Consider the following 14,457-nt stretch of genomic DNA (forward strand, 5'->3'; position numbering starts at 1 on the left):
AATACTAATCCATATAATATTTCATCAAAATAGAATGCAAATATTCATCAGTCAATTGTGGATCCTCTTTTTGTGGAATAAACATATTATTTATTCTTTTACTTAAAGTAGAATAGACAAATAGATATGGCATTCCGATATCAACCAATACAGAATCTAAAGCTTCATCAATATTATAGATGCCAAATGGAATCCTATTTATTTTCTTAAATCTTCTCATATAGCCAAAATTCTGTGAAGTAGTAAGCAACACTATATTTTGTAATCCTATAGAATCTTTATAAACATTCAACCGCTTCACTATACTATCAACACAAACTTCACAATGCATTTCTGAGTAACGTAATATCAAGGTATTATCCGAAATAACTTCAGATATTTTTTTCTTATTTTCCCCAATGTCCACCACGTTAAAATCTGCACTCATTTTGGTACCATTCAAAATGACCTCGTTAAATCTATATTCCTTCAATGCTTCTATCCGTCCAATCTGATTATCAGATTTTTGCTTTAATTCATTAAAAAATAGTCGAAACTCACACATTTTTTGTGATTGCATATAACCATAAAAGGTACTAAGAGCTAAAAATACAGCGAATAAACCGAACAATATATATTCAATCTTTTTCATATTCTACTTATTTTTAAAATGACATTTAAATAATACAGGATTAGCATCTTCATTTAAAGAGGCAACTATCGCATCCATTTTATTTTTAAAATGTTCATTCGTACTTTTTGCCCGCGTTAACTTCCAATTAGATGATAATACAGCTGCATACTGAATAAAATAAAGTTGATTATCAGTAGTAGTATAAAAGTCACTAAAAATTAATTCACTAAGTGAACCTATTTTCAACCATTGCCCAACACGGATATTGGAATTTCGTTTATTGTATACAAAATATTTAAAGCCATTATCAATATAATAGCCCAGCATATAATTTTGAGAATTTTGCATAAACTCCCATCCTTTCAGATATTTATTTTCATGAACATACCTATAGATATTTTCCTTACTAACATTCACTTCACTTGGAAGATTCCTTGAAGTATAATGTATTACATAAGAAGGAAACACTGTTTCTTTATTCAACGTATAGACAGTATCATTCAATGGATAAATAAGCATAGCTGTGCTATCACTTTTACTTGCATATCTCTTTAAACCATAACTAGATTTATCAATTCCGTCTTCTCCAAAAGGTACTTCCAAAGAAAGCACTTCAGAGGTATTTAAATTGAATCGAAAAAGATTATAATCTCCGTATTTCGAGTGTGAATAATTAGAAATAAAATAAGCTATCTCATCAAATGATACTACTTCCAAATGAAGCATATCATATGAGATTTCTCTAAATGCATTACTATATAAATCATAAACAATGTATTTATTGCGAGAACGATCTTGAACAACAACAGAATCTCCTTTTAATGTAAAATCACCCAAAAAAGAGTATTCACCAGGTCCTTGTCCTTGTTTTCCAATACTTTTCAAATACTTTCCTTCGGAAGTAAATACAAAAATCTTTACATTCGCTTTATCAGAGACTAATATCTTATCTTTATAAAACTCAATTCGAACAATTTGGGATATCAAACATTCTTCTTTCATTTCCAAAGGAATCACTTCTACCGAATCATCCAGGATCTCTGATAAGTCCAGAAAAGTTTCAAATTTATCAGGGTCAATTAAAATTTCTCTTATCTCATTAGTATGAGCGACTTTTTGGGTCCCTGTGTAGCACCCACAAAAAGTATAAACAATTAAAAGCAAAAGCAAATATTTCATAGTAATATTCAAATTTAAGAAGTGGGGCTGTTCTTTATTCAGCCCCATTCCTATTAATAATATCTAGTGCAATCGTACGGAGTACAATCTCCTATTGAACCAGCACAATAACCACTTTCTCCTGGATATGGAACCTCCTGAATTACAGGATTGCCATCCGAATCATATCCCATTATCGTTTTTTCTATTATTGTACATCCATATTGATAAAGAGGACCCAGATTACTGCCATGAGATTCATCAAAAGCCAATGCTTCTATTTTTAGAGAAGACAAACCTATAATTTCATTCCTATTGTACAAATTAAAAAAGACATTAACAGCTGCAACAACAGCAATAATACCAACAAGTACTTTTTTCATAATTTTCTCTTTAATATTAATAAATTTATTATTCATCCTCTATTTTCGGAAAGGACTTCCGCAGAATGAACAAATATATTACTTGCTCATCCGAAATATATTATTTTTTCATTCGATAACACCTCCTTTACTTTATCACTCTATCTTTTTAAATATCCTGTTCCACCTTATTTTATCCGTATTCCTATCTACAGACTTCCATATCCTGACAGCTTTCCCTACAATAAAAGGTTCGGGCAACAAGCCCCAATAGCGGGAATCCTGAGAGTTCATCACCTTATCACCTGCCACAAAATAATAATTCTCCTTGAAACGGTATGTGTGTATTACACTATCGTTCAACAAAACCGTATCTCCACGTAACAAAAGTTTCTTTTTCTGTTCCCATTCTATTGCATTCCGATACAAAGCAACATGTTTGGAAGTCATCCCTATCACATCGCCTTTTGCCGGGAGATATAAAGGACCAAAATTCATTATATCCCAATCCACAATATCACTATAAGGATAACCCCTCATCACAATTCCATAGTCCACTTCCCGACCACGCTCAACAATCCGCATCAAATTATCCTGTGACTCCACATTGCCCAATTCTGAGATATAGCCATGTACTTTATAATGCCCCCTACTTATTTCAAATGTATCACCGGGCAAAGCAACACAACGCTTCACATAATATTTCATTACCCTGAATGCGATACTGTCCCAACGTTGCTCCAAGTAGGGGAAATTAAAAACCAATACATCATTTCTTTTTACCTTGCCCAATCCGGGTAAACGGCATATGTCTGTTTCCTTATTGTCCAAAGCATCCCACACATTGAACAGACGCCCTCCCATCACGCATTTATTCACCAGAATATTATCGCCTGCGAGTAAGGCAGGCTCCATAGAGTCCGAAGGAATCTTGAATGAGGCAATGCTAGTTATTTGAAGTAATATCCCAAGTAAGACCACTCCGCAAATGATTAAGAATAAATTCATAAGTTTATCAACAAACCATTTCAAATTCTTTTTTTTATCAGAACAATCATTATTATTCATTCTTTTGACTTCCTATTAGCATTCAATCATGAAACACATTTACTCGATATCTCACTTTATTCTCTGATTTATCTCCAGATATGTGAATTGTGAGATACTATTGCGCATTTCCTTTTATTTCTAATAAGACAGGAGAATCTTCCGTATTACAAAATACGTTTATTTCTCTATAGAAGCTTTCCGGTTGTTCCGCCTGATAAGTGACAAGCACTTCAGTCTCTTCACCCGCAGCTATAGGATCTTTGGTAAATGTCGCTGTTGTACAACTACATGAAGTGGTAACATCTTGTATTACTAAAGGATTATCGCCACTATTCTTTAGCAGAAATTTCACGACTTTCTTATCCTTCCAATCGAAATTTCCTAATAAGATACAATTCTGATTTATCGTAACTTTGGTATGTTTTATTCCCTTGTCTTTATTCGTAACGATATTCCCCTTTTGAATGATACTCAAATACAATTCCCTGATATTAGGATTATGAATAGGATTTCCAACAAGCATAACCTTGTCATCTCTATCCAACAAGAATGTGCGAAAAGCATCTCCTTCCGGAAAGCAATTAAGTTGATTTAGAGAATCTTTTTCATCAATATATACATAATGCTTAAATTTATTGATCTTCAATGATTTTAACAACTCCTTCTTTCTCATAGGAAAGAAAGAAATTAAACAGTTAACATTATGATTACTAATCGAATCCAACTCTCCTATCAATTTATTCCATTCTGACAATCGAAGTTTACAGCTAACACAACCTATAGTATCTACATAATGTAATATCGTATATTCTTTCTTAATCTCACCAAATTTCACAACATTAGTGGTATCAAGATAAGATATTAGGTTCATAGCTTGTGGAAAACGAATCGTTTTTCCATTCCATTCATTAAGCAAATGAATAATTTTTTCTTCTCTCGTATCCTTACACGAAAATAACAAGGCAACAAGAAACAAGATTATGACAACAAGCTTTCTCATCGTTTCAAATAATATTTTATAATAACAGGATTATCATCTTCCTTCAACCGCTCCATTTTTGCAATCTCTTTTTCCGTCATGAATTGACAATCTACATATTGCGGTAATTCGGTAGGCTGACAAATGGCAAGCAAAACATTATCATCGATGCCAAAGCAATCATACATGCAAAAAGGAACATCTATTTTAATTAAGTATCCCTTTTTTTTCACCCGATTATAAATATAATGCCGTCCATATCGTTCTTGCCCTTTCACAATAAATATATATATATAATTTTCACTAAGGAGCGTTTGCATAGGGATAAAATGCGTAGTGGATTCTCTTAAAAAATTATGTCTGGCAGAAAAATCATCTGCAATTTTCATTCTTTCCTTATCATTGTCTGTTCTTTTTCCAGAAGCCCGTCCGGGTAATCCATCTTCTTTTATTTCTGCTTCTCCAAAATCAAGATAAATGATAGGGAAAATTTCTTTCTTCAAGGTATCAATCTGATAAATATTATAGTTAACGCCTCGTGGTATAAAATAAAAACGATCTCCAACTTTATGAAAATATTGATGTTTTAATCCATTACCCTCTGATATTGTTCCTTGATACTTTGCATTGACTGTATTACCGGTTTCAATATTAACAAACGCAACTTCTTGATCTGTCCAAATGAAAGGAAAAGTGAATGCGTAATTATTGGTGTCCAAAGCCATAAAATGATTAACAGGAAATTCCGGTTTAAAATTACGACGTGCCAATAATTCAAATGTTGGGCTATATGTATATATAATCCCATAAGGGTTCAGCAAGTCTATACCATTTAAGAAATGATTAAATTTCATATCTAATATCATAGAATATTCGTCCGGTCCCTGTCCTCTTTTTTTTGTTGAATTACCAATAGCCTTCCCTTCACCCGTAAATGTAAAAACATCCATTCGACTGGTAACAGCATACATATTAGTATTTTTATCATATATAACTTCTGAAGGATAATTAAATAGAACAGAATCGTTAGTCTCTAACGGCACTATTTCTATCTTTTCCAAAAAAGTACTTGCATCAGTAGTGGCGTCATCTACATTGACCGGAATTCGCAGTAAACCATCATGAACTTCTTGTATATTTCCACATGCTATACAAACAAGCAACAGTATGGTTAATGGTACTAGCTTTCTCATTTTGAATAATAGTTTAATAAAAGTGTGCCAATTTCTCGACACACCTTGAATTCTTAATATTATTAAAGGTTACAGATTGTAGTACAATACATATATTGATAACCTGTAAATTCACAATCTCTATAATACTGTCCCAACCTTCTACAATCTCCCAATTCTTTCCAACATTGTCCAGGTGAGGTATATTCATGTTGATTACAGGTTATTGTTACATCCGGTAGTTCATACCGCGCCAGCGCCTCAGCATTTGCTAAAACAAGTTCAGATATTTGGAGTTCATCCTTTTGTGACTGATAAATGCCAAAAGCAGCAATAGCGGAAAATACAGTAACAAAAGCAATTTTTACAAATTTGTTCATCCTATAAATTATTAAAAAAAACAAAACTCATTCAATCATCAATATCAAGCACACTATTATGCAGTCGAGAATTAAGATACAATATATCTTACTAAGCCCATCGTCCATACTGTCCTATCGTCACAGCTGAACCCAATTTCCGTTTTCGTTTAAAAATTCATATCTTTGCCAGGCTTCTAATTTTTAGGGGTTACGGAGCATTCGGTATTCTATTGCACCAACAAGTTGTTTACCGTCTGCTCCTTTAATAATTTAACTATCACTCTACATACAGTTTATACTGTATTCTATTATCGGTTCATCCTTATTCACATCTGTAGCTATGATAATTCCTTTCTGCTCATTTACCGAAATTCCATGAATATAATGATCTAAGACATACTTCCGAAGCGGTTCGCCTTTCAGACTGAATACATAGATATATTGTCCACCATCCGGTAATTTGTGTCCCTGCTTGGCGCTCTCCATAATATCCTTGAAGCTTTTCCCTTGGAAAACAGCATAAATAGCATTATCCGTCACTTGTACATCACCAAAACCCATAATCCCTGTCGGTATACCATAGCCCTCTGCGACCTGAAACTCCGGTTCGCCATGCGGACCGATGCAGACAACATGCGTGCTGTCTTTCAAGTTATAGATTTCCAGAACCTCACCCAACTGGGTAGCAGCAACCAACACACCCTTACGAGGGTTGTAGTCAATAAAACTACGCCAAGCCTGTGCCAATGCAGGACGGGAGTTCGCCAAAGCTTCTTCGTTGGCAGAAGGGATTGCCCCGAACTTCCGTAACAACTTTCCTTCTGAACTAACTTGACAGAAACGGTTATCGCCTGTATAGTCAGGAATGATAAAAGTGGAGTCCTCATATATTATAAAATCTAAAGCCCGGAGGATATCTTTATCCAGCTTCACCACTTCTTGGCGAAGTAATGTGTCGCCGGATAAAGCAAACCCTAACTCTGTTAATTCCGACTTATTTGCATCCAATGTCCACAAGCATTTTTCACCCCATCGGAAGTTTTCTGTCGAAAGCATTTCTTCGGGGGTATCTCCCCTCTTACCAAAGGAAGACAAATAATGAAACTCCGGATAACTGAATGCATGAAAATAATGATCCGTTCCATGCAAATCCAGCACCACAGCTCTATTGTCCCAAGCATGCACCCGGAAAGGGTAACGGAACAAGGCTGTATCCAATTGTATCGTCTTTGCCTTTAGTTCCCAGACTTCGGGGAAATCAACATATCCATTATTTATAGAGACAGTTGATTGGGAAGTACAGGAAAGAAGAAAAAAGAGGATACTAATAAAGTAAGCTATACGGAACATAATAAGAATCTACTTTGATATTATTAAACGGACAATCGACAGTTCCAATACCGAAACAATAAACCCCATCATACTCTCCCCTCGCCAAAGCTTCCACATTTTCTAAAAATAAATGAGACACCTCAAATGATGGCTGACTTTTTACAATATATCCACTTACAATAGCAACTACTATTAATACAATTACCAGATTTTTTTTAATTCTGTTTTTCATAAATCATACTTTTTATTGATTTTTCAATGTGGCAAATATAAAGATTACACAAATATTTCATATATGTTTCATTGATTTTATAACGCCTTAAGGGGGTAAGAAAATTCTTACCCCCTTAAAACGCCTTTTTTAATTAAAAATTAAGGATTTATTTATTTTGTGACCAACAAAACAAAGCCAACTTCATCTTTTTCATTTCGCATACGGACAATATTCACGCGCGAATTATCACTTTCAAGTAATCCCCGAAGCTTGGACATAGCAGTTTTTCTTTTACCTTCCAAACCAATATCATCCAAATTCCAATCACAAATTTCAGCGATTCTACCATCCGACAAAAAATGGTCTTTAGCATGGATAAAAGCAGATAATAACTTATACGGCTGCTTAGAACATTGTTTCACCTGCCCTTTATAAGTTATGGCCATTTCCTTTTCATCAAAAAGAATCTCACGTAGTTGGTATTTAGCATTACCAAGGCTACAAACTATCTCATCATCTGATACAATCGTATCAGCAGATAAAATTGCATCAGATAATAAAAATTCATCATGCTGGACAAGAACATCGGGTGACAGAACATCCACTTTATCATTTGGAACCCTATTCCTATTATATATAAGTAGAAATACCAAGATGCATATTCCTAATATTAACCCTCCAACGTATAAAACAAGATCCATACGCCTCCAGTCTGCACACCACCACACAGACGGTACAGATAAATAGGCTTTCACTTCAAGAAAGTACATATTATCCAAATAATAATCTCCGAGTTTATTTTCAGGCAGACAAAGGGTAGGATTTCCAGCAAGAGTTCGTTTCAGATTCTCTCCATTATTAGGCATTTGAGGTATGAATTCAAAAGCTGAATAATAATGAGGTAAACTCGCATTCAATTTCTTTTGCCATTGCTCATTCAATCCATCAATAGACGAAACACCAGACATAAGCAAATAACGAGCCATAGAAGCCAAAAAATCCGAAGAAAGCAATCTCTTTATTTCTTTTACAGAATCAATCTCTACAATTAATGTTCCTGTTGCTGTTACAATGCGACGTTTGGAAATCTTCTCTTCACTACTACCGCCTGCTGAATAAAATGGTACTCTTTGTTGTTCAAGCTCCTGACTCACCCAGGCTGTTGCTGCATCCTTCAACAGCATTTCAGCAGTCATTTTATCTTTCCTCTGATTTTCCACTCCACTTAGGTACAGCGAGTACACAAGCAAGCCTACAGTAGTCAGCAGCAATCCGCACAATATGTATAATGTTTGTTTATAGTATTTCATGGCATTTATAAATGTGTATGCCACAAAAGTACATAAAAAGAAGCCCATCATCAAGCAATTATACCGCAAAGTCACTACAGATTTAAAGACATCTTCTGAATATAGCCAGACATCATTTATGTGCGCTCAAGAAATCCCCTTTCAGACTACAGTTATAAAGTTTTTTCAGCCAGCAAATATAAAGAATACACTCTAATATTCCCTGAAAGACATACATCATTTAATTTAATAAACAGGAGTTTCAAACAGCTATTACCCACTGATTATCAATATATTAAAAATTTACAAATAAAAAACTAAGAGGCCAATTTAGGGTCAGGGTCACTTATAGCCCCGTATTTTAGCCAAATGAAGGAAGTGATTCTATTCCATGTCAAGAAAAATAGCATTCAAAAGCAATAGATAATGCGGATATGAACACAATCCAACTCCTGATCCGCATAAATAATATTAAGTTTCAGAGATTAAGCCGCTGCATCGCCACTTTTATCCCTTTTCGCTGCGACGGTTAAGGAAAATTGTAGTAGGTACTTATTCTTTCCACCATGGAGAAAGTTGCTTTCCATCACGGGGAAACTTTCTTTCCACCATGGTGGAAAGAAAGAAACTCCACGGTGGAAAGAATAAACGTTCGGATGGAAAAGGCTAACCGTTGGAAGGGAAAAAGCATAGGAATGCCTAAGAACGGAGTTAGCTATTGCATTTAGTTCATTGTATGTACCATTAAAAGTGCCATTGCCGGGTAGTATATCTAAATCAAAATATATATCTTTGCAGCAATAAAAATCCAACACCTATGAAGATATTCTATTATATCTACCAAATATGTTTTGCATTGCCAATTCTGCTGGTATTGACTATTCTTACGGCCTTGGTCACGATTGTCGGCTCACTGATAGGCGGTGCACACATCTGGGGATATTATCCCGGAAAAATATGGTCACAACTAATTTGCGTTTTCCTGCTGATCCCTGTTAAGGTGCGCGGTCGGGAAAAGATACATAAACATACATCGTACGTATTCGTGCCCAACCATCAGGGTGCATTCGACATCTTCCTGATCTACGGATTCCTGGGACGCAACTTCAAGTGGATGATGAAGAAGAGCCTGCGGAAATTACCTTTCGTAGGAAAAGCCTGTGAAAGCGCAGGACACATCTTTGTCGACCGTTCAGGCCCTAAGAAAGTACTGGAAACCATTCGTCAGGCAAAGGCGTCACTGAAAGATGGCGTATCATTGGTGGTATTCCCGGAAGGAGCACGTACTTTTACAGGACACATGGGATACTTCAAGAAAGGCGCTTTCCAGTTGGCAGACGAATTGCAATTGGAAGTAGTACCTGTCACTATCGACGGCTCATTCCAAATCCTACCCCGCACCGGTAAGTGGATACATCGCCATCGCATGATACTGACCATTCACGACCCTATCCCACCCAAAGGGCAAGGTATAGAAAACATCAAGGCGACGATGGCCGAAGCCTACGCCGCCGTAGAAAGTGCTTTACCGGAAGAATACAAGGGAATGGTGAAAAACGAGGATCAGTGATTGCTCTCCTCCATGCGTTGATGTTCCTCTATTAATTTCATATTCTCTTTGGCTTTATCGAGGAATTCCCTCACCAAAGGAGTACTCTTGAAAGACTGGGGAGCCGTACGGATAATATCCTCTATCTGTGGGGTCATGATGGGATAAGGCAGCGTGCTGCACATCATCATGAATACACTGGGACCAAGGACATTCTCATAATTGGCAGAAATAAACTCCTTTATATAGTCATTCATTTCTTTTATCAAGGCCTCTCCCTCCTGAGTCAGTTGCTCATGGATGTCATCCAATGCGGCGCCATCCAGAACCATACGTGCCTCTTTCTTTTCCAGTTCTTCAATCTTCAGCTCAAGCGCATTGCGCTTTTCGATGAATTCATACAAAGCATTGTTTAGCGGTGTACCTTTAGCGGTGAGTTGAGAGTTGGATATGGAGACTTCAACTTTACCGTTCTCAAGTACAAGAGGCATGATAGCCTCATCATTCATGTAGAGCGTCACCATCATTACAGAGTCTGACGGGCCACTCGTTGAGAACAAACCGTGTACCACTTCGGCAGAGTCAATTGTTATCCATTGCCCGTCGCGGAGCGTTTTCAGGTATAACATCTTACCGTCGAGACTGGTCACCGATGACACACCCTCCACTTTATACTTGCGACTGCACGAAGCAAAAAGCACGAGCAAAAGCATTAAGGGCAAAATACGGTTCACATTCATTCTAATCATGCAGGAAACGATTTTTAAGAAATACGATACAAAGGTACAACCTATTCGCGCTGTAAAGAAACTTTTTATCAATATTTAAATTTTGCTCTCTTTTTTCCATTAATAATCCTTATAAGGAGGGAGAAAAGAAAGGATATTTCATTTAGTTTACTTATTTTTGCAGTGATAAGTAACAAAATGTAAACCCTATTACTGAAACAAGATAGTCTCCTATGTCAACTTATGCTCCTTTTGCCAAGCCACTCTACGTCATGCTGAAACCGGTAGGGGCCGTTTGCAACCTTGCATGCGACTACTGTTACTACCTGGAAAAGAGCAAACTATACCAGAACAACCCCAAGCATGTAATGAGCGAAGAGTTGCTGGAAAAATTTATTGAAGAGTATATTAATTCGCAAACCATGCCGCAGGTAATGTTCACCTGGCATGGCGGGGAAACCCTGATGCGCCCGTTGTCTTTCTACAAAAAGGCGATGGAGCTGCAAAAGAAATATGCACGCGGACGCACCATAGACAACAGCATACAAACCAACGGAACCATGCTGACGGATGAATGGTGCGAATTCTTCCGTGAAAACAACTGGCTGGTGGGAGTTTCTATCGACGGGCCGCAGGAGTTTCATGACGAATATCGAAAAAACAAGCAGGGAAAGCCCTCTTTCGTAAAGGTGATGCAAGGCATCAATTTATTGAAGAAGCATGGTGTAGAATGGAACGGAATGGCGGTAGTGAATGACTACAATGCCGATTATCCGCTGGAATTTTACAACTTCTTCAAGGAAATAGGCTGCCACTACATACAGTTTGCCCCCATCGTAGAGCGAGTATTCGGACATCAGGACGGACGACACCTCGCCTCACTCGCCGACCGGGAAGAGGTGGCCGAACTGGCGGACTTCTCCGTCAGCCCGGAACAATGGGGCAATTTCCTCTGTACTCTCTTCGACGAATGGGTGAAAAAGGATGTAGGCACATATTACATTCAGTTGTTTGACTCTACCCTGGCAAACTGGATAGGCGAACAGCCGGGGGTATGCACCATGGCAAAGACCTGCGGGCATGCCGGAGTAATGGAATTCAACGGAGATGTATATTCCTGCGACCATTTTGTATTCCCCGAATATAAGTTGGGAAACATTTACCAGAAGACACTGGTGGAAATGATGTACAGTGAAAAGCAACAGGCTTTCGGGCAGATGAAACAGCAATCATTGCCCACTCAGTGCCGTGAATGTGAGTGGCTGTTTGCCTGCAACGGCGAATGTCCCAAGAACCGTTTTGCACGGACGGCAAGCGGAGAACCGGGATTGAACTATCTATGTAAAGGGTATCACCGTTTCTTCAGTCATGTGGCTCCGTATATGGACTTCATGAAGAACGAGCTGATGAATCAGCGCCCGCCTGCCAATGTGATGGATTTCATAAAAACAAAATCATAATAATCAAGTAAGAATGAAAATTAAGACCTATTTAGTGGCGCTCTCTGCGCTGGCGTTCGGTTCTGCAATGCGTGCCGACGAAGGAATGTGGTTGTTGCAGTTGATGAAACAGCAGAACTCCATTGAGTTAATGAAAAAGCAAGGGCTGAAACTGGAAGCAGACGACTTGTACAATCCGGGCGGAGTCTCACTGAAAGATGCGGTAGGTATCTTCGGAGGAGGCTGTACGGGTGAGATTATCTCACCGGAAGGTCTGATCCTGACTAACCACCACTGTGGCTATGCTTCTATCCAACAACACAGTAGTGTGGAACACGACTATCTGACAGATGGTTTCTGGGCTAAAAACCGTAGCGAGGAATTGCCTACTCCGGGATTGAAGTTCCAGTTCGTGGACCGTATTGAAGATATCACGGACATCGTAAACCAGAAAATCGCTGCCGGCGAAGTGACGGAAGTGAATGCAATGACTCGCCCGTTCCTCAACAAACTGGCTAAGGAATTATTCGAAAAAAGCGATCTGAAGGACAAGAAGGGCATCGAAGTACAAGCATTGCCATTCTATGCCGGTAACAAATATTACCTGTTCTACAAGAAAGTATACACAGACGTACGCATGGTAGCTGCTCCCCCCTCCTCTATCGGTAAATTCGGTGGAGAGACGGACAACTGGATGTGGCCACGCCACACGGGAGACTTCTCCATGTTCCGCATTTATGCTGACGCTAATGGTGATCCCGCAGAATATTCAGCATCAAACGTGCCCCTGAAAACTCCGAAATACCTGCCCATCTCAATCAAGGGGCTGGAGGAAGGTGATTATGCCATGATTATGGGGTTCCCCGGAAGCACAAGCCGCTACCTCACCGTATCGGAAGTAAAAGAACGTATGGAGGCACAGAACCAGCCACGTATCACCATCCGTGGCGCACGTCTTGCCGTACTGAAAGAAGTGATGGCTGCCAGTGATAAGACTCGCATACAATATGCCAACAAATATGCCGGCAGCAGCAACTACTGGAAAAATTCTATCGGCATGAACAAAGCGATCATTGATAATGATGTGCTGGGTACGAAAGCAGAACAAGAGAAAAGATTCGCAGAATTTGCCAAAGGCAAGCCGGAATACGAAGGTGTAGTAGAGAAGATCGATGCCATTGTAAACCAAACGATGCCATTAACCACTCAGTATTATTATCTGATGGAAGCATTCAGCGGCGCCATTGAATTCGGTAGCCCGTACATGGTTATGGACAACCTGAAAAAAGGTCTGGAAGAAAAGAATGACTCTCTGATCAATAAATCCATAGAACAGTTGAAAGAAGTTTTTGCTGATATCCACAACAAAGACTACGACCATGAAGTAGACCGTAAAGTGGCTAAAGCTATCTTCCCGGTATATGCTGAAATCATTCCGGCAGAACAGCGTCCGGCTTTCTATCAGACTATCGAAAAGGAATTCAAAGGTGATTACAATGCATACATCGATGCTATGTATGACAACTCCATTCTGGCCAATCAGGCTAACTTCGACAAGTTCTTAAAGAAACCTACGGTAAAAGCTATCGAGAAGGATATTGCAACCCAATATTCACATGCCAAGATTGAAAAGATGATGGCATTGGCAAAAGATCTGAACAGCACTTCCAAAGAACTGGCCTTGCTGCACAAAGCATATATCCGTGGTCTGGGCGAAATGAAAGAGCCTGTTCCATCTTATCCGGATGCCAACTTTACAATCCGTCTGACCTACGGAAATGTAAAATCTTACAATCCGCGTGATGCCGTACACTATAAATACTATACCACTACAGACGGTATTCTGGAAAAAGAAAACCCCGAAGACCGTGAGTTCGTAGTTCCTGCCAAATTGAAAGAACTGATTCAGAAGAAGGATTTCGGACGCTATGCATTGCCGAACGGTGATATGCCGGTTTGCTTCCTGAGCACGAACGATATTACCGGTGGTAACTCCGGTAGCCCTGTACTGAATGCAAACGGTGAACTGATCGGATGTGCTTTCGACGGTAACTGGGAGTCTCTGAGTGGTGACATCAATTTCGATAACAACTTGCAACGTTGCATCAATCTGGATATCCGTTATGTACTGTTCATCCTCGAAAAACTGGGAGGATGCGAGCATCTGATCAATGAAATGACAATTGTTGAATAACTGATCTATCTCCCCC

Annotated in this window: 14 protein-coding genes; 3 read left to right on the plus strand and 11 right to left on the minus strand. The window is 38.5% G+C overall.

Annotated elements, in window-relative coordinates:
• Nucleotides 1-4 precede the first annotated feature (4 nt).
• From BWI44_RS21410 to BWI44_RS21455, 10 genes are all read right to left on the minus strand, one after another.
• Nucleotides 5-631, minus strand: coding sequence for a hypothetical protein (locus BWI44_RS21410; RefSeq protein WP_195209965.1), 627 nt, complete (start codon nucleotides 629-631; stop codon nucleotides 5-7).
• Nucleotides 632-634: 3 nt separating this feature from the next.
• Nucleotides 635-1,840 carry a DUF4934 domain-containing protein gene (locus BWI44_RS21415; RefSeq protein WP_229036256.1) on the minus strand — a complete coding sequence of 402 codons (1,206 nt, stop codon included), beginning with the start codon at nucleotides 1,838-1,840 and terminating at the stop codon, nucleotides 635-637.
• 5 nt (nucleotides 1,841-1,845) lie between these two features.
• On the minus strand, nucleotides 1,846-2,154 hold the full coding sequence (locus BWI44_RS21420) for a hypothetical protein (RefSeq protein ID WP_138291150.1): 309 nt from the start codon (nucleotides 2,152-2,154) through the stop codon (nucleotides 1,846-1,848).
• Nucleotides 2,155-2,289: 135 nt separating this feature from the next.
• Nucleotides 2,290-3,201 carry a signal peptidase I gene (gene lepB / locus BWI44_RS21425; RefSeq protein WP_138291151.1) on the minus strand — a complete coding sequence of 304 codons (912 nt, stop codon included), beginning with the start codon at nucleotides 3,199-3,201 and terminating at the stop codon, nucleotides 2,290-2,292.
• Nucleotides 3,202-3,298: 97 nt separating this feature from the next.
• Nucleotides 3,299-4,183 (minus strand): DUF1573 domain-containing protein, encoded by an 885-nt coding sequence (locus BWI44_RS21430; protein ID WP_195209967.1) that lies wholly within the window; start codon nucleotides 4,181-4,183, stop codon nucleotides 3,299-3,301.
• The gene (locus BWI44_RS21435) at nucleotides 4,180-5,355 is read right to left on the minus strand and encodes a DUF4934 domain-containing protein (RefSeq protein ID WP_138291153.1); all 1,176 of its coding nucleotides are present in this window, start codon (nucleotides 5,353-5,355) and stop codon (nucleotides 4,180-4,182) included. Before BWI44_RS21435 ends, BWI44_RS21430 begins: the two co-directional genes overlap by 4 nt.
• Before the next feature lie 62 nt (nucleotides 5,356-5,417).
• A complete protein-coding gene (locus BWI44_RS21440) occupies nucleotides 5,418-5,714 on the minus strand; it encodes an NVEALA domain-containing protein (protein WP_138291154.1) in 297 nt (98 codons plus the stop codon).
• A 264-nt stretch (nucleotides 5,715-5,978) separates the two neighbouring features.
• Entirely contained in the window at nucleotides 5,979-7,046 is a 1,068-nt protein-coding gene (locus BWI44_RS21445; protein ID WP_195209968.1) for a BF3164 family lipoprotein, read from the minus strand.
• Nucleotides 7,021-7,260, minus strand: a complete 240-nt coding sequence (locus BWI44_RS21450; protein WP_138291156.1) for an NVEALA domain-containing protein — start codon at nucleotides 7,258-7,260, stop codon at nucleotides 7,021-7,023. The genes BWI44_RS21445 and BWI44_RS21450 overlap by 26 nt, the downstream gene beginning before the upstream one ends.
• A gap of 152 nt (nucleotides 7,261-7,412) precedes the next feature.
• Nucleotides 7,413-8,552 carry a hypothetical protein gene (locus tag BWI44_RS21455; protein WP_229036257.1) on the minus strand — a complete coding sequence of 380 codons (1,140 nt, stop codon included), beginning with the start codon at nucleotides 8,550-8,552 and terminating at the stop codon, nucleotides 7,413-7,415.
• A gap of 796 nt (nucleotides 8,553-9,348) precedes the next feature.
• Between BWI44_RS21455 and BWI44_RS21460 the strand changes: the two genes are divergently transcribed.
• Nucleotides 9,349-10,101, plus strand: coding sequence for a lysophospholipid acyltransferase family protein (locus BWI44_RS21460; RefSeq protein ID WP_007664008.1), 753 nt, complete (start codon nucleotides 9,349-9,351; stop codon nucleotides 10,099-10,101).
• Here the strand turns inward: BWI44_RS21460 and BWI44_RS21465 are convergent.
• Nucleotides 10,095-10,829: a DUF4369 domain-containing protein gene (locus tag BWI44_RS21465; RefSeq protein WP_007664011.1), complete on the minus strand. Its 735-nt coding sequence runs from the start codon at nucleotides 10,827-10,829 to the stop codon at nucleotides 10,095-10,097. The genes BWI44_RS21460 and BWI44_RS21465 overlap by 7 nt on opposite strands.
• Nucleotides 10,830-11,041: 212 nt before the next feature.
• Between BWI44_RS21465 and BWI44_RS21470 the strand changes: the two genes are divergently transcribed.
• Entirely contained in the window at nucleotides 11,042-12,268 is a 1,227-nt protein-coding gene (locus tag BWI44_RS21470; RefSeq protein WP_007664013.1) for an anaerobic sulfatase-maturation protein, read from the plus strand.
• A 13-nt stretch (nucleotides 12,269-12,281) separates the two neighbouring features.
• A complete protein-coding gene (locus BWI44_RS21475; RefSeq protein ID WP_195208153.1) occupies nucleotides 12,282-14,441 on the plus strand; it encodes a S46 family peptidase in 2,160 nt (719 codons plus the stop codon).
• Nucleotides 14,442-14,457: the final 16 nt, after the last annotated feature.

This window comes from Bacteroides sp. Phil13 (assembly GCF_001940965.1).
GTDB lineage: Bacteria > Bacteroidota > Bacteroidia > Bacteroidales > Bacteroidaceae > Bacteroides > Bacteroides intestinalis.

Bases quoted from the DNA above. Each gene is read 5' to 3' on its own strand.
- BWI44_RS21410 (WP_195209965.1), bottom strand. From the start codon at position 631: ATGAAAAAGATTGAATATATATTGTTCGGTTTATTCGCTGTATTTTTA.
- BWI44_RS21415 (WP_229036256.1), bottom strand. From the start codon at position 1,840: ATGGGGCTGAATAAAGAACAGCCCCACTTCTTAAATTTGAATATTACT.
- BWI44_RS21420 (WP_138291150.1), bottom strand. From the start codon at position 2,154: ATGAAAAAAGTACTTGTTGGTATTATTGCTGTTGTTGCAGCTGTTAAT.
- lepB (WP_138291151.1), bottom strand. From the start codon at position 3,201: ATGAATAATAATGATTGTTCTGATAAAAAAAAGAATTTGAAATGGTTT.
- BWI44_RS21430 (WP_195209967.1), bottom strand. From the start codon at position 4,183: ATGAGAAAGCTTGTTGTCATAATCTTGTTTCTTGTTGCCTTGTTATTT.
- BWI44_RS21435 (WP_138291153.1), bottom strand. From the start codon at position 5,355: ATGAGAAAGCTAGTACCATTAACCATACTGTTGCTTGTTTGTATAGCA.
- BWI44_RS21440 (WP_138291154.1), bottom strand. From the start codon at position 5,714: ATGAACAAATTTGTAAAAATTGCTTTTGTTACTGTATTTTCCGCTATT.
- BWI44_RS21445 (WP_195209968.1), bottom strand. From the start codon at position 7,046: ATGTTCCGTATAGCTTACTTTATTAGTATCCTCTTTTTTCTTCTTTCC.
- BWI44_RS21450 (WP_138291156.1), bottom strand. From the start codon at position 7,260: ATGAAAAACAGAATTAAAAAAAATCTGGTAATTGTATTAATAGTAGTT.
- BWI44_RS21455 (WP_229036257.1), bottom strand. From the start codon at position 8,552: ATGAAATACTATAAACAAACATTATACATATTGTGCGGATTGCTGCTG.
- BWI44_RS21460 (WP_007664008.1), top strand. From the start codon at position 9,349: ATGAAGATATTCTATTATATCTACCAAATATGTTTTGCATTGCCAATT.
- BWI44_RS21465 (WP_007664011.1), bottom strand. From the start codon at position 10,829: ATGATTAGAATGAATGTGAACCGTATTTTGCCCTTAATGCTTTTGCTC.
- BWI44_RS21470 (WP_007664013.1), top strand. From the start codon at position 11,042: ATGTCAACTTATGCTCCTTTTGCCAAGCCACTCTACGTCATGCTGAAA.
- BWI44_RS21475 (WP_195208153.1), top strand. From the start codon at position 12,282: ATGAAAATTAAGACCTATTTAGTGGCGCTCTCTGCGCTGGCGTTCGGT.